The organism is Methylobacterium sp. Leaf93, assembly GCF_001422345.1.
In the GTDB taxonomy this organism is placed as follows: domain Bacteria; phylum Pseudomonadota; class Alphaproteobacteria; order Rhizobiales; family Beijerinckiaceae; genus Methylobacterium; species Methylobacterium bullatum.
In genome coordinates this window covers 54,964-75,935 of the sequence record NZ_LMMS01000012.1, presented here as the reverse complement: position 1 = coordinate 75,935, position 20,972 = coordinate 54,964, and the positions used below count along the sequence as shown (strand labels likewise).

Here is a 20,972-nt window from a genome sequence, read left to right as displayed (position 1 = left end):
CGGTCGTTTCGGTCTGTACCGTCGAAGTGCTGCTGTCATCGGATGAGGGCGGTGGTACAAGCGTGATGTCAGGATGATGGGCAGCAACAACAATCAGGTTTCGGCCGAACTTCGCCCGGTGGGGAACGCCTCCGTGGATGCCAAGATGTTCGCCATGGCTTTCGACGCCAGTCCCACGCCCATGGTGGTGACCGACCCCCGCCTCGCCGACAACCCCATCGTCTGGGTCAACGACGCTTTTCTCACCCTCACCGGTTATACGCGCGAGGAGCTGCAGGGCCGCAACTGCCGCCTGCTCCAGGGACCGGACAGCGACCCGCAGACGATCGAAGCCATCCGCGGCGCCCTGAGGCGGCAGGCACCCGTGGAGGTCGAGCTGTGCAACTATCGTAAGGACGGCTCCTCCTTCTGGAACGCCATGACGATCTCGCCGGTTCGCAACGACTCGGGCGAGCTGGTCTATTACTACGCCGCCCAGGCCGACATGACCGAGAAGCACGCTCTCGAACTCGCCCTGCAGGAAACCAACGACGAGCTCGAACGGCAGGTGCACGAGCAGACCGCAGACCTGCGGGCCGCCCTGGAGGAGAAGACCGCCTTGCTCCACGAGGTCGATCATCGGGTCAAGAACAACCTGCAGGTCATCTCCTCCCTGGTTTTGCTTAAGGCGCGGCGAACCCCCGAGGGCGAGGCGCGCGATGCCCTTCAGGGCATGGCCGAGCGCATCGGCGCGCTCTCCATGGTGCACCGCATGCTCTACTCAGCCGGGGACGTGACCCGCTTCAATCTGGGAGAGTTCGCCGACGATTTCATGTCCGACCTCACCGCTGGCATCGATCCGGCGCGCACGGCGGTCACGGCCGAGGTCGACCCGATTTCCCTGCCGGCCGCCATCGCGGCACCCCTGGCTCTGATGCTGCACGAACTCGCCACCAACGCCGTGCGCCACGCCTTCCCGAACGATCGCGAAGGACGGGTCAGCATTTCCGCCCGCCGGTGCGAGACCGGCCTGCGCCTCCTGATCGAGGATGACGGGATCGGACGGAATGCCGCGGCTCCGAACCCGGCCGGGTTCGGCTGTTCCCTGGTGGAGATGGTGGTGAAGCAGCTGCGCGGGGTCATCACTTGGCATGAACCCGGTTCGGGTACGCGCGTCGAGATCGTGATTCCACTTCAATCGGAGAGCCCTAGACCCGCCACGTCTGCGCCGCGTGAAGCCACGCTAGGGCAGGCAGGGTGAGCGGCGGGGATGGACTTCGTATCCTCGTCGTCGAGGACGAGGCGCTCATCGCCCTCGAACTCCAATGTCTGCTGGAAGATCTCGGTCACGTCATTGCCGGAGTGGCGGCGAGCTCGGCCGAAGCCATCGAACTCGGGAGGGCGACCTCACCCGACATCGCCCTGGTGGACATCCACCTCATCGACGGCCCGACCGGGATTGAGGTGGCGAGGATCTTGAGCCGTGACCCGCGCACCAGCGTCGTGTTCATGACCGCCAACGACAAGCGCATCCCCGCGGATTTCGCTGGCGCGTTGGGCGTCATCGCCAAGCCCTATTCGGAACGCGCGGTCGCGGGCGCGTTGCGCTACGTGGCGGCGATCCGGGCCGGGGGGCAACCTGAGCCACACGGATCGGACGGGTTCCGGCCGGCGTCGGAGAGCGTGGCTGAGGATGCCCTCTGGTCGCAGAAGCCCTGGGCCGGGCCGAGGCCGTGACGCCTCCCAGCCTCAGTTCATGTCCTCGCGAGCCGTCCTCTTGAGGCGATAGAGCACCTCCAGCGCCTCACGCGGTGTCAAAGCGTCGGGATCGATCCCGTCGAGTTCCTGGCGCAGCGGGTCTTCGCGCGTGGGAGCCTGCACCTCCGGTGGGGGCGGCGGGGCGAGGCTGGCGAAGAGTGGCAGATCGTCGATGCGTGGGCGGGCCGGGCGGTCGCGCTCCGCCTTCTCCAGGTTCTTCAGGATCGAGCCGGCCCGGGCGATGACCCCGGCGGGCAGGCCGGCGAGACGGGCGACCTGCAGACCGTAGGACCGCTCGGCGACACCCGGCACGACCTCGTGCAGGAACACCACTTCGCTCTTGTGCTCGGCGACCTTGAGCGTCGCGTTGTCGAGCCGCGTGAGACGTTGGCTCAGGGCCGTGAGTTCGTGGAAATGGGTCGCGAACAGGGCGCGGCACCCGTTCTGCTCATGCAGGTATTCGAGGCAAGCCCAGGCGATGGAAAGGCCGTCGAAGGTCGCCGTGCCCCGGCCGATCTCGTCGAGGATGACGAGGGAATGCCGGCTCGCCTGGTTCAGGATCGCGGCCGTCTCCACCATCTCGACCATGAAGGTCGATTGCCCGCGCGCGAGGTCGTCGGCGGCCCCGACCCGCGAGAACAGCCGGTCCACCACGCCGAGATGCACGCGGGTGGCCGGTACGAAGGCGCCCATCTGCGCCAGAACCGCGATGAGGGCGTTCTGGCGCAGGAAGGTCGACTTGCCGCCCATGTTCGGCCCGGTGATGAGCCGGATGCGGCCTCGCCCTTCGCCGGACAGGTCACAATCGTTGGCGATGAACGGTTCGCCGGACCGCCGCAGGGCGGATTCCACCACCGGATGGCGGCCGCCCTCGACCACGAAGCTGAAACTGTCATCGACGAAGGGCCTGCGCCAATCCCGCTCCACCGCCAGTTCCGCATGGGAGGCGGTGACGTCGAGCCTGGCCAGGGCGTCGGCGATGGCGGCGACGGTCTCGGCCTGGGCCATGATCCGAGCGGCCAGCGCATCGAAGACCTCGGTCTCGAGGGCCAGCGCCCGGTCGGCCGCCCCCGAGATGCGGCTTTCGAGATCGTTCAGTTCCACGCTCGAGAACCTCATGGCATCGATCATGGTCTGGCGATGGATGAACGTCTCGCGCAAGGCGCCCTTGAGGCAGGTCTCGCCGACCGCCTGCGGCACCTCGATGTAGTAGCCGAGCATGTTGTTGTGCTTGATCCGCAGGGTGCGGCAGCCGGTCTCCTCGGCATAGCGCGCCTGCAGCCCGGCGATGACCTTGCGCGAATCCTGACCGAGAAGCCGGGCCTCGTCGATCTCGGTATCGTAGCCGGCGCGCACGAAACCGCCGTCGCGGCGGTTGAGGGGAAGGTCATCGGCGAGCGCCGCGCGCAGATGCTCGACGAGATCGGCATCCACCGTTCCCAGGCGCTGGACGATGCCGGCGAGATCCTCTGGCAAGGCTTTCACCTCTCCGCAACGCTGCGAGATTGCCAGGGCCGCATCGAGACCGTCGCGCAGGGCCGCGAGATCGCGCGGTCCCCCGCGCCCGAGGCCCAGCCGCGACAGGGCGCGGGCGATGTCGGGCGCCCGCGCCAGGGCGTCGCGCAGGCTCCGGCGAAGGGCGCTGTCTTCCACGAGGAACGACACCGCCTCGTGGCGGCGCGATATCGCCGACAGGTCGGTGAGGGGGCCGGCGAGGTGCTCGGCCAGCAGCCGCGCGCCGATGGCCGACACGGTGCGGTCGATGGCGTCGAGCAGGCTGCCGGTGCGCTCGCCCGAGAGGGTTCGCGTGAGTTCGAGATTGGCGCGGGTCGCCGCGTCGATGGCCAGCGTCGCCCCGCTCGTCTCCCGCGTCGGCGGCGACAGAGCGGGCCGCGCACCGATCTGGGTGCGCTCGATATAGAGCAGGGCCGCTCCGGCGGCTGCGAGTTCCGCCCGCCCGAACTGCCCGAACCCGTCGAGGGTCGAGACGCCGAACTGTTCCTTGATCCGCCGTTCCGCCGAGGCCGGTTCGAGCTCCGCCTGCGCCAGGGGCGTGACGGGTGCTTTCACGTCGCGCCAGAGGCCGGCGAGCGACGGGTCGGAATGGATCGCCTCGGAGAGCACGATCTCGCGCGGATCGTGGCGGGCGATGGCAGCACCGAGTTCGCCTTCGGGAACCTCGCTCAGGGAGAACCGGCCGGTGGAGATATCGACGGCCGCGATACCGTAGGCGTAGCCGGATTCCGAGAACTTGCGGCGGCCGAGAGCCAGGAGGATGCTCGCCCGTGACGGGTCGAGGAGACGGTCCTCGGTGATCGTGCCGGGAGTGACGAGGCGGACGACCTCGCGGCGCACGACGGATTTCGGTCCCCGCTTCTTGGCCTCCGCCGGGTCCTCGGTCTGCGCACAGACCGCCACGCGATGGCCCAGCGCGATGAGGCGGCTGAGGTAATCGTCCGAGCGCTCCACCGGCACGCCGCACATGGGGATGTCCGCCCCGCCATGCTTGCCGCGCTTCGTCAGGACGATGCCCAGCGCACGCGATGCGATCTCCGCATCCTCGAAGAACAGTTCGTAGAAATCCCCCATCCGGTAGAACAGGAGGCAATCCGTGTTGGCCGCCTTGATCTCGATGTACTGCGCCATCATCGGCGTCGCGCCGGCGATGTCGAGGGGCGAGGCGCTCACCGTCTCCTCGGCCGGGACGCTGGTCTTGGGGCTGGAGCGGGCGGCGCGCTGGGACATGCGCCATCATAGCAGAGGCCGCCGGACCGGATCAGCGCCCCCGCCAGCATCATCTGGGGAGAACCGCGATCCCACGAAAAAAGGCCGATGCGTCTCCGCACCGGCCCTTCCGACGATGAAGCCGAAGAACGGCTTAGTAGCGCGGGCCGCCCGACGTGGTGCCCTTGCGCTGCATGTAGCCCGGCTGCTGCGGGTTGCGGGAGTTCGGATCACCGTGGCTGTAGGCGGCCGGGGCGCGGCGATGGCGCATGCCGTGACGATGATGGTGGTGGCGATGGCGCATGCCGTGATGGCTGGCGTAGCCCGGGTGATGACCGCGGGTCACGACTTCGGTGGTCAGTGCCTCCCCGGCGATCACGGGCGCGGCCGGCATGGCGGGGGCGGCGGAAGCGGCGCCGAGGCCCAGGGCGCTGAGAAAGGTTCCTGCTGCCAGAGCGAGTGCAATCTTGGTCATCTAGTCCATCCGTTCGGATCGCGCCGCGCGCGTCGAGGCAACAAGTCGTTTGCCCGGACTCCGTTCCCATACTTTTCCACGTACGATTACGCAGCGAAAAGCCGCCGTACGCACGAGGATCATGGGATGATTTTCGCATCATGCACGTGATCCGCGCCGCCACGGCGAAACGGGGTTGCGCATCCTCCCGCTTGCCCGCACCACCACATCCGCGATGGCGACAAACCCCTCCCCCTCCGCTGCCCTGCCGATCGATGCGGCCCTGCCGGGCCTTCTCGCGGCCCTCGAAGCCGGTCATTCGGCGGTGCTCGTGGCGCCCCCCGGAGCCGGCAAGACCACCCGTGTCCCGTTGGCCCTTCTCGACGCGCCGTGGCTCGGCGCGGCCGGCCGGATCATCCTCCTCGAACCACGGCGCCTGGCTGCCCGCGGCGCGGCCGAGCGCATGGCCGCTACCCTCGGTGAGCGCGTGGGAGAGACCGTGGGGCTGCGCGTCCGCCTCGGCTCGAAGATCTCGCGGGCGACGCGGATCGAGGTCGTCACGGAAGGGGTCTTCACCCGCATGATCCTCGACGATCCGGAACTGTCGGGCATCGGCGCGGTGATCTTCGACGAGTTCCACGAACGCTCCCTCGATGCCGATCTCGGGCTCGCCCTCGCCCTCGACGCGCAGTCCGGCCTGCGCGACGATCTGCGCATCCTCGTCATGTCCGCCACCCTGGACGGGGCGAGGGTCTCGCGCCTGATGGGCGATGCGCCGATCGTCGAATCCGAAGGCCGGGCCTATCCGGTGGAGACGCGCCACACGGAGCGCGATCCCAACCGGCGGATCGAGGATGCGATGGCCGACGCCATCCTGCGCGCCCTGCGGGCCGATCCCGGCTCCGTCCTCGCTTTCCTTCCCGGACAGGGCGAGATCCGCCGCGTGGCGAGCCTTCTCGCTGAGCGCGTGGACGCGCAGACCGAGATCGCACCCCTCTACGGTGCGCTTCCCCCGGCCGAGCAGGACCGCGCCGTGGCGCCCGCCCCGCCCGGAACCCGGAAAGTCGTTCTGGCGACCAGCATCGCCGAGACCTCGCTCACCATCGAGGGCGTCCGCATCGTGGTCGATTCCGGCCTGTCCCGCGTGCCGCTCTACGAGCCCGGCATCGGTCTGACCCGCCTCGTCACCGCGCGTGCCTCCCGCGCCTCGGTGGACCAGCGGCGCGGTCGCGCGGGGCGGACCGAGCCGGGCATCTGCCATCGCCTCTGGTCGGAGGCGGCGACCAGTGCCCTCGAACCCTTCACGCGGCCGGAGATCCTGGCCGCCGACCTGTCCGGCCTGCTGCTGGACTGCGCCGCCTGGGGCGTCTCCGACCCCGCCACCCTGTCGTTCCTCGATGCCCCGCCCGCCCCGGCTTTGGCGGAGGCGCGCTCGATGCTGCGCGACCTCGCCGCCCTCGATGAAGACAGGCGGCTCACCGAGACGGGGCGGGCGCTGCGTGCCATCCCCCTCCCCCCGCGCCTCGCCCGGATGGTGGTCGCGGCGGCCGGGTTCGGGCGGGCGCGGGAGGCGGCGGACCTTGCGGCGATCTTGGTGGAGCGCGGCCTCGGCGGGGACGATGCCGACCTTGCCGTCCGCGCCGACCGGTTCGCCCGCGACCGTGGAACCCGCGCCTCCGATATGCGGCGTCTGGCGCGCGGCTGGGCCGAGCAGGCCGCCGCATTCGCGGGCGCGGCGACGACGGCCGATGTATCCGGGGCCGGAGCGCTCCTCGCCCTCGCCTATCCCGACCGCGTCGCCCGCTCGCGCGGGCGGGACGGCGAGTTCGTCATGGCGAACGGACGCGCCGGGCGCGTGGACCCGGCCTCGGCGCTCGCCCGCGAACCCTTCCTCGTGGTGGCCGACATCGCCGGCACGGCGGCCTCCGGGCGCATCCTCGCCGCCGCCGCGATCACCCTGGAGGAAATCGAGGCCGCGTTCGCGGAACGGATCGACTCCGTCACCCAGGTGGTGTTCGACAGGGGCTCCCGGTCCCTGCGGGCACGCGCCTCCCGCCGCCTCGGTTCCGCGACCCTCGGCGAGCGGATCCTGCCGGTGCCGTTGGATGCGGCATCGGCCGTCATCCTGGCGCGGGGCATCGCCGGGCTCGGCCTCGACAGCCTGCCCTGGACGCCGGCCCTCGCCCAATGGCGGTCCCGCCTTAGCTTCCTGCGCGCGGCCGAGGGCGAAGTATGGCCTGACCTCTCCGACGCGGCGTTGAGCGCATCGGTGGAGACCTGGCTCGCGCCGGAGATCGAGGGACGCACCGGCCTCGACGCCGTCACCGCCGACGATCTCGGCCGCGCGCTCGACGCACTCCTCCCCTGGGACATGCGTCACCGCCTCGACGCGGAGGCGCCGACCCATGTGGAGGTGCCCACGGGGTCGCGCATTCCCATCGACTACGATGCCGAGGGCGGTCCGGTCCTGGCAGTCCGGGTCCAGGAGTTGTTCGGCCTCGACCGCCATCCCGCCATCGCCGGCGGTCGCGTGCCGCTGGTCCTCCACCTGTTGTCACCGGCCTCTCGGCCGATCCAGATCACGAAGGACCTCCCCGGCTTCTGGCGCGGCTCCTGGAGTGCCGTGCGCGCCGAGATGCGCGGACGCTACCCGCGCCATCCCTGGCCGGACGATCCGCTCACCGAGCCGCCGACCCGGCGGGTGAAGCCGAGGGGGACATGATGGATACGCTCGCCCCGCTCGCGGGCTTCTTCGATCCGCGAGGCCGGCTGTCCCGCCGGCACTATCATCGCCGCCTGATCGGGATGCTGCTGCTCTTCGTCCTGTCCGGCAGTGTCGCCATCCTGGCCGCGTCGCTGGACGCGCGCTTCACGGGCCTCGCCATTGTCGGTGTCACCGCGGTCGGGACCGCCGCCGTGCTCGTGGCGGCGACGATCCGGCGCCTTCACGACCGGCAGCGGACGGGGTGGTGGATGCTGCCCGACATCGTCGTCACACTCGCGGGCTTCGCGCCCACCGAGACGTTCGCCGAAGCCTATCCGTTGCCCGTGATCGCCGCCACCCTGGCGATGACGGGGTTCAACCTCTGGTTCTTCGTCGAGACCATCTGCCGCCGGGGTACGCCCGGCCCGAACCGCTACGGGCCGGAGCCCGAGCGGTAAGCGAGCCTCAGTGGACGCGCGCCCGGTCCACCACCGCGCGCGCCGCCTCGAAGGCCTCGTCCGCATCGAGGTCCGTGGTGTCGAGGAGGACGGCGTCGGCGGCCGCCTTGAGGGGCGCCGTCGAGCGCTGAGCATCGCGCGCATCGCGGGCGACGATGTCGGACAGGATCGCCCCGAGGCTCGACGGCTCGCCGCGCCGCAGGAGTTCGAGGTGCCGGCGCCGGGCGCGCTCCTCGGCGGCGGCGGTGATGAACAGCTTCACCTGGGCCTGCGGACAGACCACCGTGCCGATGTCGCGGCCATCGAGGACGGCGCCGCTGGCACCGCCGGCGAAACGCTGCTGCCAGGCGAGCAGGGCCGCGCGCACCGCCGGGATGGACGAGATGCGGGAGGCGGCGTCTCCCATCGCCCGCTCGCGCAGGCGCGGATCGGCCAGCCGGTCGGCGATCAGCGTCGCGGCGGCCCGCGCCGCTGCGGCGTGATCGTCGAGGTTGCAGCCCGCATCGATCACCGTGAGGGCCACGGCCCGGTAGAGCAGGCCGGTATCGAGATGCGGCAGCCCGTAATGCGCGGCGAGGCGCTTGGCGAGGGTTCCCTTGCCCGAGGCGGCGGGTCCGTCGATCGCGATGACCATCGGCATGGGACCTACTCCGCGATGCGGCCGCCGAGTGCCCGCATCGTCGGCAGGAAGCTCGGGAAACTGGTGGCGATCATCGCGCCGTCATCGACGGTCACGGGTTGCTTTGTCGCGAGGCCCATCACCAGGAAGGCCATGGCGATGCGGTGGTCGAGATGGGTGGCGACGGTGCCACCGCCGCGCGCGGCGGAGCCATCGCCCTCGACGATGAGATCCTCACCCTCGATCCGGTAGGTCACGCCGTTCTCGCGCAAACCATCCGCCACAGCGGCGAGTCGGTCGGATTCCTTCACCGTCAGCTCGTGCAGCCCGTTCATCCGGGTGACGCCCTCGGCGAAGGCGGCGGCGACGGCGAGGACGGGATACTCGTCGATCATCGACGGGGCCCGCTCGGCCGGCACGTCGACGCCCTTGAGGCGGCTGGCGCGGACATGGAGATCGGCCACGGTCTCGCCGCCCTCGTCACGCTCGTTGCGACGCTCGATATCGGCGCCCATCTCCAGCAGCGTGGTGATGAGGCCGATGCGCAGGGGGTTCATCATCACCCCCTCGATCGTCACTTCGGAGCCCGGGACGATGAGGGCCGCCACCAGCGGGAAGGCCGCCGAGGACGGGTCGGCCGGCACGATGACGTCGGTGCCGCGCAGGGTGGGCTGGCCGGTCAGCGCGATGCTGCGACCGTGGCCGCCGGGTCCGTGAGGGCTCACGATTACCTCGGCCCCGAACAGGCGGAGCATCCGCTCGCTATGGTCCCTGGTCGCCGCCGCCTCGATCACCGTCGTGGTTCCCGGCGCGTTGAGGCCGGCAAGCAGCACCGCGGATTTGATCTGGGCCGAGGCGACGGGAGTCTCGTAGGTGATCGGAATGGCTTCCCTCGGCCCACGAAGGGTGAGCGGCACCCGGCCGCCCTCCTCCTCGCTCAGGACCTGTGTGCCCATCCGGATCAGCGGATCGAGGATGCGGCGCATGGGGCGCTTGCGCAGGGAGGCGTCGCCGTCGAAGGTCGCGGTGACGTCCTGCCCGCCGACCACGCCCATCATCAAGCGGGAGCCCGTGCCGGCATTGCCGAAATCCAGCACGCCGGCCGGGTCGGTCATCCCGCCGATGCCGACGCCGCGCACGAGCCAGCGCCCCTCCCCGAGACGATCGATCCCGGCCCCGAGGGCTCTGGCGGCCTCGGCCGTGCGCAGCACGTCGTCGCCTTCGAGCAAGCCCTCGATGCGGGTCTCGCCGATGCTCAGGAGACCGAGGATCATCGCCCGGTGGGAGATCGACTTGTCGCCCGGCGGCCGCAGCGCGCCGCGCAAGGGTGCGCCGGCGGAAGCAGTCAGGGGCTGCGGTTCGGAAGTGTGCGACACGGGAATGATGACTTTTCGGCTTCTGGCACAGTCGGGACGTCGCCGCCGGCCCTTCGGCCGGCGGCGACGTCATGGGGCCGGTTACCACGCAGGCGGGGCGGCGTCATCCGACCCGTCGCGGCCTGCGCGCGGTCGAATCCGGACGCGGTTCGGGCCGAACGCGGTGGATCGCCTGCGCGAGCGCATTTGACAGGACGGTTTCACCCGACTAACGGGGCGCCTCTCCCAAATCCCTATCAGAGGTTCGCCCGTGGCCAGACCGGAACTCGGCTTGAAGCGTCAATGCATGAGCTGCGGCGCGAAATTCTACGATCTCGACAAGGATCCCGCGACCTGCCCGAAATGCGGGACCATCTATCAGGCCGCCGCGACGTCGCGCATCGCCGCTCCCGCCCTCGCCTCCCGCGCCGCGGCCGTTCCGGCTGACGACGACGAGGATACGGACGCCGAGAAGGGCGGTCCCGAGATCGTGTCCCTCGACGAGGTCGAGGCCGCTGAAGACGAAGCGGATACCACGACCGGCGACGACGATGCCGATTCGACCGACGCCGACGACACCTTCCTCGAGGAGGAAGATACCGGCGACGACGACGTGGCCGATCTCATCGACGGCGATATCGAGAACGACGAAGAAAGCTGAGGCGCGTCCCGCCTCGCTTTGCAGGTCCCGAGGCCCAGCGCCAAAAGATTCTCGGCGATGAATGCGATTAGGGGCTTGAGTCCGGGCAACGGCCCGAATATAGAACCGCCTCCGCCGGACGCCGCGAGGCAGATTGGCGGAACGACCATCGCGAGACGTGTTGCGATGGTCCCAGAAGTGGGGCCTTAGCTCAGCTGGGAGAGCGCTTCCATGGCATGGAAGAGGTCATCGGTTCGATCCCGTTAGGCTCCACCATTTCTTTTCATCCGGTTCGCGGATGTCGCCCCGAGGGGCGCCGTCGAACGAATCGGACAAGACCAATCTCGGTGAGGTTCACCGATGATGACGACAATCGCGAGACAGCGTCGCGATTGTCCTGGAATGTGGGGCCTTAGCTCAGCTGGGAGAGCGCTTCCATGGCATGGAAGAGGTCATCGGTTCGATCCCGTTAGGCTCCACCATTCGATCTTCGCGGCCACGACCCGGATGCCGCCAGCCGGCTCAGTCTGGATTTTCTTCGGTCACCCTTCTCTTCCGTCGCCGTGGAGACATGGCTCCGCTGTCGCGCGGCTTGAAGCCTCGCAGGCGCGCGGCCGACGCCGGCTGATCGGGCCATCGTGGTCCGCCCGGCGCGTCTGCTGACCGATCCGTGCCGAGCCGTCCTCGCCGACGCCCACATCCGCGATGACAGAGACTTCGAACGAAGCGCTCTGGCCGCTTGCTCCCCAATACGGCCGCCGGTCGATCTGACTCCGGCGATTCCGCCGGAGTTGCATTTGGGAGGGTGGAGTTCGGCTTCACTCAGGCCGGCGCTCGTCCCGTCCGTCGCATCGGCGATATCATCGCCTCGCATCGAAGCGCGGCGTCATTATGCACTATAGCATGCATTGATCCCGACGATGCATTTGATAAGCAGTCAAAAATTATCAATCGATTCATGGATAGACTGTATATTACCGCGGCTGTTCGATCGAAAGGCCTTTCGGTTTCCCGATGAACGCGTGGCGAGGCCAATATTACGCAAGGTCCGACGATGTCATCAATTCAATACACCCGTAATTCAAATTACAGCGATATCAACAGTGATGTTGCATCGGTGATTTTTCCAGTAAACGAGATTTATAAGATTGCAGTGAGTTTGGGTAACTTCATAGCCGAAACTCCGAACGAGGCCGGGTATCTGCAGGATTTCCGGACAGCCGACATGCTGTCCGCCGCTAATACGAGCATCTTCGCGGATTTCAGCGACTCGTCCAATGCGTTGGATTTCACCGGGGGTGATCTCGGCGACGTCCTGGTGACCGGAAGCGGCGACGATATCCTCAACGGCGGCAGCGGTAACGACACCCTCGACGGCGGTGACGGCAATGATATCCTCAACGGTGGCGATGGCGGCGACACCCTCTACGGCGGCGACGGCAACGACATCCTGGAAGCCGGTCTGGGCACCAACACGATCGACGGTGGCGGGGGGACGAACACTCTGAGCTACGCATCGTTCACGGAAAGCTCCGAGTATCAACCCGGCCGTTTCTTCGGCATCTCTGTCGGTATCGGGAGTGGCAGTAGCATCGATAATACTGGGGCGAAACTTCACGACACTTTCAGCAACATTTTTAATCTGCGCTTGACGGATTTCGACGACAGCGCGAGCGGCGATGGTAACAACAATGTCATCGAGGGCGGCGCGGGAGGCGATAGCCTCTACGGCGGTGCTGGCATCGATACATTGAGCTATGCCCATTCGACGGCGGGCGTGGGCGTCAGTTTTGCGAGCGATCTCGCCACGCAAGGCGACGCGGAGGGAGATACGTTCAGCGGGTTCGAAAACCTGCTCGGCAGCGCCCACGCCGATTTCCTGGCCGGAAACGACGACAACAACACCATCAACGGCAATGGCGACAGCGACGATATCTACGGCAACGGCGGCAACGACCGTCTCGTCATCAGCGAAACGCCCGGTGTCGTGAATGGCGGTGGTGGGACCGACTTCCTATTTCTGATGGGTACCGGCTCCGTGAGCCTTACCAACGGTAATTTCACCGGAATCGAGACCGTCTACATCCGCAACGATGTGGACCTCGACATGTCGGGGGTGAGCACGGGCGCCAGGATCGTGTCTCAAACCTCGGCCGATGTGGAGATCATCGGCACGTCGGGCGCCGACCGCATTGTTGTCAGCAGGGGCAGCAACGTCATCGAGGGCGGGGCTGGGGGCGACAAGATCATCGCGAGCGGCCGTGACAACACGTTCCACTTCGAGGCCGGCTTCGGCCGCGACAACGTCTACGGATTCGACATCGACGTCGACCACATCTCCGTGGATATCGAGGGCGTCGTGGCGAGTGACGTCATCCTGCGCGGTCTCAATAACGGCCGAGACACGCTGGTGACCTTCAAGGACGTCGCCTCCTCCAACAAGATCATCCTGCACGATGTGGCGAGCGCAGACGTGCAGGACGCGCTCAACGAGTTGTTCGTCTTCGGCGCTTGACGCGGACGCCTCTGCCGATTGGCTCCGTTCCCGGTTGCACCGGGAGCGGAGCCCGGCATTCGGTTCCATGGGCCCGGTGTGAGCGGACGATCCGGTGGTCCCCAATCGGTCGGGCACGGAGACGGATGATGGCGTGTGTCGCCTTCGGCCCCATGATAGGTCGGAGCCATGACCCTACCCGCCGGACGGCATGCCCTCACCATCCCCACCTCGGACGCCGAGGCGCTGATCGAGACCCTGAGCGCACGGCTCCTGAACGGCGACAGCGCGACGACGGTGCTGGAGGGCTGGTGCGAGGAGCGTCGGCTCGCGGCAGAGGCTCGGTTGGTGGTGACGCGGGTTCCGGGTCCCGAACGGCTCCCGAGCCCGGTGCAGAGCCAGCGGCTCGCTTTGTCCGACGGTGAGGTGGTTCGCTACCGGCACGTCCGCCTGAGTTGCGCCGGCTACGTCCTCTCGCAGGCCGAGAACTGGTACGTCCCGGCGCGTCTGACGACGGAGATGAACCTGTCCCTCGACAGGACGGAGGCTCCTTTCGGGCGGGTGGTCCACACCCTGTTCCCCAAGCGCCGAAACCTCCGGCTGCTGAGATTGTGGCCTCTGGATGCGGGTGTTCCCGGCCCGTCGGATCTCGTCTTCGCCATCGAGGCGATCCTCTCGGACCGGTCGGGGCGTCCGATCTGCGAGGTCAGCGAGACCTATACGGGCGCCATCCTCGCCAGGGGCGAGGTCTAGGCGAGCCGCTCACTCGTCGAGGCGGGATTCCGGGTCGAGCTTCGACAGTTTTAGCAGGTTCTGGCCGTAGGCGGTCTTGGCGAAGAGCTCGCCGCGGGCGATCAGCTGCGCCTTGTCGATGAAGCCCTGGAGATAGGCGATTTCCTCCAGGCAGGCGACCTGGAGGCCCTGCCGGTTCTGCAGCGTGCGCACGAACTCGCCCGCCTCCAGCAGGCTGTCATGCGTCCCGGTATCGAGCCAGGCATAGCCGCGCGACATGCGCTGCACATGGAGTTCGCCGAGGTCGAGATAGGCCTGGTTGACGGACGTGATCTCCAATTCGCCGCGGGCCGAGGGCTTCACGGCGGCGGCGATGTCGAGCACCCGGTTGTCGTAGAAGTAGAGGCCGGTCACGGCCCAGGGGCTTTCCGGCACCGAGGGCTTCTCGACGATGCGCAAGGGACGCCCCTCACGGTCGAGGGTGACCACGCCGTAAGCTTCCGGATGGTCCACGTGATAGGCGAAGATCGTCGCGCCGCTTTTCCGTTCGCGCGCCTGTTTGAGCATGGCGCTCATGCCCGAGCCGAAGAACAGGTTGTCCCCCAGCACGAGGGCGACGTCGTCCGTGCCGACGAAGTCGCGACCGATGGTGAAGGCCTGTGCGAGTCCTTCCGGACGAGGCTGGACCGCGTAGCTGAAGGAGAGACCGAACTGCTCGCCGGTGCCGAACAGACGCTCGTAATTGCCGAGATGCTCCGGGCTCGAGATTATCAGGATCTCGCGGATGCCGGCGAGCATCAGCACGGAGACCGGATAATAGATCATCGGCTTGTCGTAGACGGGCAGCAGCTGCTTGTTGATCGACAGGGTCGCTGGATGGAGGCGCGTGCCGGACCCACCGGCGAGAACGATGCCCTTCATGACTGTGCCTCTGCTGAATGATGCGCGGGGCCGACAAGCCGGTCGAGGATGTCGTCGAGGGCCGCCTGCCAGGGGCGCGGCGTCAGCCCGTAGGCCTTCGTCAGGCTCTCCGTCGACAATTCCGAGTTGGCGGGCCGCCGCGCGGGCGTCGGATAGGCGCTGGTGGGGATGCCGTTGACTGGAACGTTCCGGCCGCCGCGCGCAGCCGAGCCGGCGACGATGGCTTGCGCGAAACCGTGCCAGGTGGTGGAGCCCGCATTGACGAAGTGATGCGTGCCCGTGGGCGCGTCGCTGTCGGCGGAAAGTCGTAGGGCGATGTCCGCGAGGGCGGCGGCGAGATCGGCGGCGGAGGTCGGGCAGCCGCGCTGGTCGTTCACGACATTCAGCGCATCCCGCTCGGCGGCGAGCCGCAGCATCGTCTTCACGAAGTTCCCCCGGTGCGGGCTCACGACCCAGGCCGTGCGCAGGATCGCGTGGCGCGGATTGGCGGTGCGGACCGCCATTTCGCCGGCGGCCTTGCTGGCGCCGTAGACACTGGTTGGACGGATCGGCGCGTCCGGCGCATAGGCGCTCGATGCGGCGCCGTCGAAGACGTAATCGGTGGAGACGTGGACGAGGGGGATGCCCCGCCGCGCCGTCTCGGCCGCCAGGATGGCGGGGGCCAGGGCGTTGAGGCGCCAGGCTTCCACCACCTCCGACTCGGCCTTGTCCACGGCGGTGTAGGCGGCGGCGTTCACCACCGCCCCGATGGTGCGCTCGGTAAAGATCCGCGCCACGGCCGCAGCGTCGGTGACGTCGAGTTCGGTACGGGTCGGGGCGACGAGGGTCACGCCCGCGCCCCAGTGCCGGGAGGCCTGCAGTTCGGTGCCGACCTGGCCCGCCCCGCCGAGGATCAGGATATCCATCTCAAGCCTTCGTGGCTTGCGTGCCGAGGCCGAGGCGCTCGCCGGTATAGCGGCCCTCGCGGATCGGACGCCACCACGCCTCGTTGTCGAGATACCAGCGCACGGTCTCCTCAAGCGCTTCCTCGAAGGATTTGGTGGGGGTCCAGCCGATCTCCCGCTCGGCCTTGCCGGGATCGATGGCGTAGCGCCGGTCGTGGCCCGGCCGGTCGGCGACGAAGGAGATCAGGCGCTCGTGCGGCCCATGCTCCGGCCGCAGCCGGTCGAAGGCGGCGCAGAGGGCCTTCACGACGGCGAGATTGTTGCGCACCGAGCGGCCGCCCAGGAGATAGGTCTCGCCGAGGCGGCCCCGTTCCAGCACCGCCACGAGGCCCCGTGCATGGTCCTCCACGTGGATCCAGTCGCGCTCGTTGAGGCCGTCGCCATAGACCGGCAGGGGCCGGCCTTCGAGGGCGTTGAGGATCATCAGGGGGATCAGCTTCTCCGGGAAATGCCGGGGGCCGTAATTGTTGGAGCAGTTCGTCACCAGAACCGGCAGGCCGTAGGTCTCTCCCCAGGCCCGTGCCAGATGGTCGGAGGCGGCCTTGGAGGCCGAATAGGGCGAGCGCGGGTCGTAGCGGCTGTCCTCGGTGAAGAACCCGTCCGGCGGGAGCGAGCCGTAGACCTCGTCGGTGGAGACGTGGAGGAACCGGAACGCCGCCTTCGCTTCGCCGCCGAGGCTTTCCCAGTAGGTGCGGGCGCCATCGAGCATCACCTGCGTGCCGACGACATTGGTGCGGATGAAGGCGCCCGGGTCGGTGATCGAGCGGTCCACATGGCTCTCAGCGGCGAGATGCATCACCGCGTCGGGCCGGAAGTTGGCGTAGAGGGCGTGCACGGCGGCGGGATCGCAGATGTCGCCGGTCACCAGCCGGTGCCGCGGATCGCCATCGAGGGGAGCCAGCGAGATCGGATTGGCCGCATAGGTCAGCGCGTCGAGGGTCGCGACCTCATGGCCGAGATCCTGGACGAGGTGCAGGACCAGAGCCGAGCCGATGAAGCCACAGCCGCCCGTGACCAGAATGCGTTGGGATTTGGCCATGTTCATAGATCCTGGTGGTCACGCATGGGCGGTTCGGTATCGCGTCGCTCCGACGTGCCTTCGCCGAAGGGGCGGGCGGTACGTCAGAACACCGCGCCCAGATCGGCGAAGGACGGTGCCACGCGGTCCTTGTCGGACAAGACCGCCTCGTCCTCGCCGACCGGCCAGTCGATAGCCAAGTCCGGATCGTTCCATGCCAGATTGCGGTCGTGCTCGCGGCTGTAATAGGCCGACACTTTGTAGGCGACCATGGTGTCGGGTTCCAGGGTGCAGAACCCATGGCCGAAGCCCACCGGGACGTAGAGTTGTTCGCCCTCGGCGGCGTCGAGCCGGACGGCGACATGCTGTCCATAGGTCTCGGATCCGCGCCGCAGGTCGACGGCGACATCGAGGATGGAGCCCGACAGGACGCGCACGAGCTTGGCCTGGCCCGCCGGTGCGAGCTGGAAATGCAGGCCGCGAACGGTCCCGCTCTGGGCGGAGAAGGATTGGTTGTCCTGCACGAAGGCGTCGGCGATCCCGGCACCGGCCAGGACATCGGCCCGGAAGGTCTCCGAGAACCAGCCCCTGTCGTCGCCGAAGCGATTGGGCACGACCCGCTTCACCGCGGGAATTCGTGTCTCGACCACACGCATCGCGATTCTCCATTCAACTTCGGCGGTCTCTAGGCGCGTGCCGGGGCGCCCTGTCAAGGCATGCGGTGGCGTATCGGGCCGGTCTCGACCCTGCGCTTGCCCCTCCCATGCCGGAGGGCTAACTCCCGCTTCCCGCGAGGCGGGGCTGCCCCGGCGGCCGCCGGAACCGTTCGAGAGGACGAAGGATGACGATGAAGTTCACAGCGATGCCAACGCGATCCGCCGTGGCCGTCATGGCCCTGATCGCGATGACGGGAGGGGGCTTCGCCGAGAAGGGGGCCGACCCGAGCGGGGTCTGGCTCACCGAGAACGGGGATTCGAAGGTTCGGATCGCGCGCTGCGGCGGTGGCTATTGCGGCACCCTGGTGAGCGTGCCGGGCAAGGGCCTCGATTCCAAGAACCCGGATGCCTCGCTGCAATCCCGCAGCCTGATCGGCGTCCAGATCATGAACGCGTCGACCCCGTCCGGGGACGGCTACGAGGGCTCGCTCTACAACCCCAACGACGGCAAGACCTATTCCGGCAGTCTCACGGTCAAGGGGCCGAACGTGGTCGAAGTGGCGGGCTGCGTCATGAGCGTGTTTTGCAAGCGCCAGACCTGGAAGCGCGTCAACTGACGGAGAGCGCCTGGGCGATGGCGTCGATCGCCGCCTGGGCGCCGGTTCCCTCCGGGCCGCCGGCCTGGGCCATGTCGCGGCGTCCGCCGCCGCCCTTGCCGCCGAGATGCCCGGCACCGGCCCTGACGAGAGCGACCGCGTCGTAGCGGTCGGTGAGATCCGCGGTCACGCCCACCACGAGGCCGGCTTTGCCGTCGGCGGACAGCCCGACGAGGGCAACGATCCCGGAGCCGATACGGCTCTTGCCGGCATCGACCAAGCTCTTGAGGTCACGAGTTTCGACACCTTCGACGACCTTGGCCATCAGCTTGACGCCGCCGACCTCGACGATGCCGTCGTCGTTCCCCGACGAGCCGCCCATGGCGAGCTTCTTCTTGGCGTCCGACAATTCGCGCTCCAGGCGGCGGCGCTCCTCGATGAGCGCACTCAGCCGCTCGGGGACATCGGCGCTCTGGACCTTGAGGAGCCCGGCGATCTGGCCGAGGGTGCGGCTCTCCTCGGAGCGGTGACGACGGGCCGCCCCGGCGGTGAGGGCCTCGATGCGGCGCACGCCGGCGCCGACCGCGCTCTCGCCTAGCACCGAGATCTGCCCGATCTCGCCCGTGCGGCCCGCATGAGTGCCGCCGCAGAGTTCGATGGAGAAGGCCGGAAGCCGGCCCTCCTCCGCGAGCTCGCCCCGATCGTCGACCGGGCGTCCCATGGAGACGACGCGCACCTCGTCGCCGTATTTCTCGCCGAACAGGGCGCGGGCGCCTGAGGCGACGGCCTCGTCCTGGGCCATCAGCTTCGTCACCACGGGCGTGTTCTGCAGGAGCACCGCATTGGCGATGTCCTCCACGGCGCGGAGCTCGGCCTCGTCCATGGGTTTGGGATGGCTGAAATCGAAGCGGAGGCGCTCGGCCGAGACCAGCGACCCCTTCTGGGCCACATGATCGCCGAGCACCTGGCGCAGGGCCTCGTGCAGAAGATGGGTGGCCGAATGGTTGGCGCGGATTGCCGACCGGCGGGCGTGATCGACGGTGAGTTCCGCCGCCTGCCCGAGGGTCAACCGCCCCTCGTCGACGGTGACGTGATGCACGAAGAGATCGCCGAGCTTCTTCTCCGTGGCGGTGACCCGCGCGATCAGGCTCGACGCGGTCAGGCGGCCGGTATCGCCCACCTGACCGCCGGATTCGGCATAGAACGGCGTCTGGTTGAGGAGTACGAGGCCGGTCTCCCCGGCCGACAGGCTCTCCACCTCGGCTCCATCGCGCAGGAGCGCGGTGACGATGCCCTCCGCGCCCTCGGTCTCGTATCCGAGGAACTCGGTGGCGCCGACGCGCTCCTTGATGCCGTACCAGACCGTCTCCGTGGCGGCCTCGCCCGAGCCGGTCCAGGCGGCGCGGGCGGCCTTGCGCTGGCGCTCCATCGCCTGGCCGAACGCGTCCGTGTCGACGCCGATGCCGCGGGCCTTCAGGGCGTCCTGGGTCAGGTCGAGGGGGAAGCCGTAGGTGTCGTAGAGGGTGAAAGCGGTCTCGCCGGACAGGTTCTGGCCGGAGACCAGGGTGCGGCTCTCGGAATCGAGGATGGCGAGGCCCCGCTCGAGGGTGCGACGGAAGCGGGTCTCCTCCAGGCGCAGGGTCTCCGAGATCAGGCTCTCGGCGCGGGTCAGTTCGGGATAGGCCTGCCCCATCTCGCGCACAAGGGTGGGGACGAGGCGGAACATCACCGGCTCGCGGGAGCCCAGGAGTTCGAGGTGGCGCATGGCCCGGCGCATGATGCGGCGCAGGACATAGCCGCGGCCCTCGTTCGACGGCAGGACGCCGTCGGCGATGAGGAACGAGACCGAGCGCAGGTGATCGGCAATGACCCGATAGGAGGCGACGGTGCCGGGCTCCGGGGGCCGGCCGACCGCGTGGCTCACCGCATCGATGAGGGCCTTGAACAGGTCGGTGTCGTAGTTGCTGGTGACGCCTTGGAGGATCGCCGCCATGCGCTCCAGCCCCATGCCGGTGTCGATGGAGGGGCGCGGCAAAGCGAGGCGGTTGCCCGGCTCGATCTGCTCGTACTGCATGAAGACGAGGTTCCAGAATTCCAGGAACCGGTCGCCGTCCTCGTCCGGCGAGCCGGGAGGGCCGCCCTGGAGGCCGGGACCCTGATCGATGAAGATCTCCGAGCAGGGACCGCACGGGCCGGTATCGCCCATCTGCCAGAAGTTATCCGACGTGCCGATGCGGATGATCCGGTCGTCGGAGAAGCCGGCGATCTTGCGCCACAGCCCGGCCGCATCCTCGTCATCCGCATAGACGGTCACCAGAAGCCGGTCCTTCGACAGGCCGAACTCCTTCGTGATCAGGCTCCAGGCCAGTTCGATCGCCTGCGGCTTGAAATAATCGCCGAAGGAGAAATTGCCGAGCATCTCGAAGAAGGTGTGGTGACGCGCGGTATAGCCTACATTGTCGAGGTCGTTGTGCTTGCCGCCGGCGCGTACGCATTTCTGCGCCGTGGTCGCGCGAGAATAGGGCCGCTTCTCGACGCCGGTGAAGACGTTCTTGAACTGCACCATGCCCGCATTGGTGAACATCAAGGTCGGGTCGTTGCGCGGAACGAGGGACGACGACGGCACCACGGCGTGGTCCGCCTTGGCGAAATAGTCGAGAAAGGCCGACCGGATCTCGTTGACGCCGCTCATCGTGAAATGACTCTGTCGTGCGCTTTGGGCCGTCGAGACGACGACCCGAGGCTTCTTCGTGGCTTGCGCCCTCATAAGGAGGCCGGACCGTCGAGTCACGCCCGGTCGATTGCGGTGGGTTCCGCTTTTTCACGACGTGGGCTGCAAAACGGCCGCGGCGCCCGTTGCGTCCCCTCGGAATGGCGGTTCGAGGGTGGCTTCGTATGTCCGCCGCGGGCCACGCGAAGG

The 20,972-nt window shown here is 68.2% G+C and carries 17 protein-coding genes and 2 tRNA genes; 10 read left to right on the top strand and 9 right to left on the bottom strand.

The genetic code is table 11. The annotated features are described in order from the left end of the window. Positions 1-145 precede the first annotated feature (145 nt). Together ASF26_RS08960 and ASF26_RS08955 are read left to right on the top strand one after the other, a co-directional pair. On the top strand, positions 146-1,240 hold the full coding sequence (locus ASF26_RS08960) for a PAS domain-containing protein (RefSeq protein ID WP_056253283.1): 1,095 nt from the start codon (positions 146-148) through the stop codon (positions 1,238-1,240). Continuing rightward, positions 1,237-1,716 carry a response regulator gene (locus ASF26_RS08955; RefSeq protein WP_056252407.1) on the top strand — a complete coding sequence of 160 codons (480 nt, stop codon included), beginning with the start codon at positions 1,237-1,239 and terminating at the stop codon, positions 1,714-1,716. Before ASF26_RS08960 ends, ASF26_RS08955 begins: the two co-directional genes overlap by 4 nt. A 12-nt stretch (positions 1,717-1,728) precedes the next feature. Here ASF26_RS08955 and mutS read toward each other — a convergent pair whose 3' ends face one another. Both mutS and ASF26_RS08945 read right to left on the bottom strand, forming a co-directional pair. After that, positions 1,729-4,482, bottom strand: a complete 2,754-nt coding sequence (gene mutS, locus ASF26_RS08950) for a DNA mismatch repair protein MutS (RefSeq protein ID WP_056252404.1) — start codon at positions 4,480-4,482, stop codon at positions 1,729-1,731. A gap of 133 nt (positions 4,483-4,615) precedes the next feature. Further along, on the bottom strand, positions 4,616-4,936 hold the full coding sequence (locus tag ASF26_RS08945) for a hypothetical protein (RefSeq protein WP_056252401.1): 321 nt from the start codon (positions 4,934-4,936) through the stop codon (positions 4,616-4,618). Positions 4,937-5,150: 214 nt separating this feature from the next. On the opposite strand from ASF26_RS08945, the gene hrpB reads away from it, so the two are divergent. Both hrpB and ASF26_RS08935 read left to right on the top strand, forming a co-directional pair. Further along, entirely contained in the window at positions 5,151-7,637 is a 2,487-nt protein-coding gene (gene hrpB, locus ASF26_RS08940) for an ATP-dependent helicase HrpB (RefSeq protein ID WP_056253281.1), read from the top strand. After that, a complete protein-coding gene (locus ASF26_RS08935) occupies positions 7,634-8,077 on the top strand; it encodes a DUF805 domain-containing protein (RefSeq protein WP_056252397.1) in 444 nt (147 codons plus the stop codon). Before hrpB ends, ASF26_RS08935 begins: the two co-directional genes overlap by 4 nt. 7 nt (positions 8,078-8,084) lie before the next feature. Here ASF26_RS08935 and cmk read toward each other — a convergent pair whose 3' ends face one another. Continuing rightward, entirely contained in the window at positions 8,085-8,717 is a 633-nt protein-coding gene (gene cmk, locus ASF26_RS08930) for a (d)CMP kinase (protein WP_056252393.1), read from the bottom strand. 5 nt (positions 8,718-8,722) lie between these two features. After that, the gene (gene aroA, locus ASF26_RS08925; protein ID WP_056252388.1) at positions 8,723-10,072 is read right to left on the bottom strand and encodes a 3-phosphoshikimate 1-carboxyvinyltransferase; all 1,350 of its coding nucleotides are present in this window, start codon (positions 10,070-10,072) and stop codon (positions 8,723-8,725) included. A 250-nt stretch (positions 10,073-10,322) separates the two neighbouring features. Here aroA and ASF26_RS08920 point away from each other — a divergent pair, with 250 nt between their 5' ends. The 5 genes from ASF26_RS08920 to ASF26_RS08900 all read left to right on the top strand — a co-directional run bounded on the left by ASF26_RS08920 (position 10,323) and on the right by ASF26_RS08900 (position 13,938). After that, entirely contained in the window at positions 10,323-10,712 is a 390-nt protein-coding gene (locus ASF26_RS08920; RefSeq protein ID WP_026175741.1) for a TIGR02300 family protein, read from the top strand. Positions 10,713-10,891: 179 nt separating this feature from the next. After that, a tRNA-Ala gene (locus tag ASF26_RS08915) sits at positions 10,892-10,967 on the top strand. A gap of 130 nt (positions 10,968-11,097) precedes the next feature. Then, positions 11,098-11,173 (top strand) — tRNA-Ala (locus ASF26_RS08910). 572 nt (positions 11,174-11,745) lie between these two features. After that, positions 11,746-13,206: a calcium-binding protein gene (locus ASF26_RS22645; RefSeq protein WP_156462925.1), complete on the top strand. Its 1,461-nt coding sequence runs from the start codon at positions 11,746-11,748 to the stop codon at positions 13,204-13,206. 168 nt (positions 13,207-13,374) lie between these two features. After that, positions 13,375-13,938 carry a hypothetical protein gene (locus ASF26_RS08900; RefSeq protein WP_056252385.1) on the top strand — a complete coding sequence of 188 codons (564 nt, stop codon included), beginning with the start codon at positions 13,375-13,377 and terminating at the stop codon, positions 13,936-13,938. Positions 13,939-13,947: 9 nt separating this feature from the next. On the opposite strand, the gene rfbA is transcribed toward ASF26_RS08900, so the two are convergent. From rfbA to rfbC, 4 genes are all read right to left on the bottom strand, one after another. Then, a complete protein-coding gene (gene rfbA / locus ASF26_RS08895) occupies positions 13,948-14,838 on the bottom strand; it encodes a glucose-1-phosphate thymidylyltransferase RfbA (protein WP_056252380.1) in 891 nt (296 codons plus the stop codon). Continuing rightward, positions 14,835-15,743 (bottom strand): dTDP-4-dehydrorhamnose reductase, encoded by a 909-nt coding sequence (gene rfbD / locus ASF26_RS08890; RefSeq protein WP_056252377.1) that lies wholly within the window; start codon positions 15,741-15,743, stop codon positions 14,835-14,837. The genes rfbA and rfbD overlap by 4 nt, the downstream gene beginning before the upstream one ends. Position 15,744: 1 nt before the next feature. Next, positions 15,745-16,827 carry a dTDP-glucose 4,6-dehydratase gene (gene rfbB / locus ASF26_RS08885; protein ID WP_200925897.1) on the bottom strand — a complete coding sequence of 361 codons (1,083 nt, stop codon included), beginning with the start codon at positions 16,825-16,827 and terminating at the stop codon, positions 15,745-15,747. Positions 16,828-16,904: 77 nt separating this feature from the next. Then, positions 16,905-17,456, bottom strand: a complete 552-nt coding sequence (gene rfbC, locus ASF26_RS08880) for a dTDP-4-dehydrorhamnose 3,5-epimerase (protein ID WP_056144364.1) — start codon at positions 17,454-17,456, stop codon at positions 16,905-16,907. Between the two features lie 206 nt (positions 17,457-17,662). On the opposite strand from rfbC, the gene ASF26_RS08875 reads away from it, so the two are divergent. Beyond that, positions 17,663-18,073 carry a DUF2147 domain-containing protein gene (locus tag ASF26_RS08875; protein ID WP_056253272.1) on the top strand — a complete coding sequence of 137 codons (411 nt, stop codon included), beginning with the start codon at positions 17,663-17,665 and terminating at the stop codon, positions 18,071-18,073. On the opposite strand, the gene alaS is transcribed toward ASF26_RS08875, so the two are convergent. Next, a complete protein-coding gene (gene alaS / locus ASF26_RS08870; protein WP_056252373.1) occupies positions 18,066-20,744 on the bottom strand; it encodes an alanine--tRNA ligase in 2,679 nt (892 codons plus the stop codon). The two genes, ASF26_RS08875 and alaS, sit on opposite strands and share 8 nt — an antisense overlap. Positions 20,745-20,972: the final 228 nt, after the last annotated feature.

Coding starts and splice junctions, on each gene's coding strand:
- rfbC (WP_056144364.1), bottom strand. CDS start 17,456: ATGCGTGTGGTCGAGACACGAATTCCCGCGGTGAAGCGGGTCGTGCCC.
- ASF26_RS22645 (WP_156462925.1), top strand. CDS start 11,746: ATGTCATCAATTCAATACACCCGTAATTCAAATTACAGCGATATCAAC.
- hrpB (WP_056253281.1), top strand. CDS start 5,151: ATGGCGACAAACCCCTCCCCCTCCGCTGCCCTGCCGATCGATGCGGCC.
- rfbD (WP_056252377.1), bottom strand. CDS start 15,743: ATGGATATCCTGATCCTCGGCGGGGCGGGCCAGGTCGGCACCGAACTG.
- ASF26_RS08900 (WP_056252385.1), top strand. CDS start 13,375: ATGACCCTACCCGCCGGACGGCATGCCCTCACCATCCCCACCTCGGAC.
- ASF26_RS08875 (WP_056253272.1), top strand. CDS start 17,663: ATGCCAACGCGATCCGCCGTGGCCGTCATGGCCCTGATCGCGATGACG.
- rfbA (WP_056252380.1), bottom strand. CDS start 14,838: ATGAAGGGCATCGTTCTCGCCGGTGGGTCCGGCACGCGCCTCCATCCA.
- ASF26_RS08945 (WP_056252401.1), bottom strand. CDS start 4,936: ATGACCAAGATTGCACTCGCTCTGGCAGCAGGAACCTTTCTCAGCGCC.
- cmk (WP_056252393.1), bottom strand. CDS start 8,717: ATGCCGATGGTCATCGCGATCGACGGACCCGCCGCCTCGGGCAAGGGA.
- rfbB (WP_200925897.1), bottom strand. CDS start 16,827: ATGAACATGGCCAAATCCCAACGCATTCTGGTCACGGGCGGCTGTGGC.
- alaS (WP_056252373.1), bottom strand. CDS start 20,744: ATGAGCGGCGTCAACGAGATCCGGTCGGCCTTTCTCGACTATTTCGCC.
- mutS (WP_056252404.1), bottom strand. CDS start 4,482: ATGTCCCAGCGCGCCGCCCGCTCCAGCCCCAAGACCAGCGTCCCGGCC.
- ASF26_RS08960 (WP_056253283.1), top strand. CDS start 146: ATGTTCGCCATGGCTTTCGACGCCAGTCCCACGCCCATGGTGGTGACC.
- ASF26_RS08935 (WP_056252397.1), top strand. CDS start 7,634: ATGATGGATACGCTCGCCCCGCTCGCGGGCTTCTTCGATCCGCGAGGC.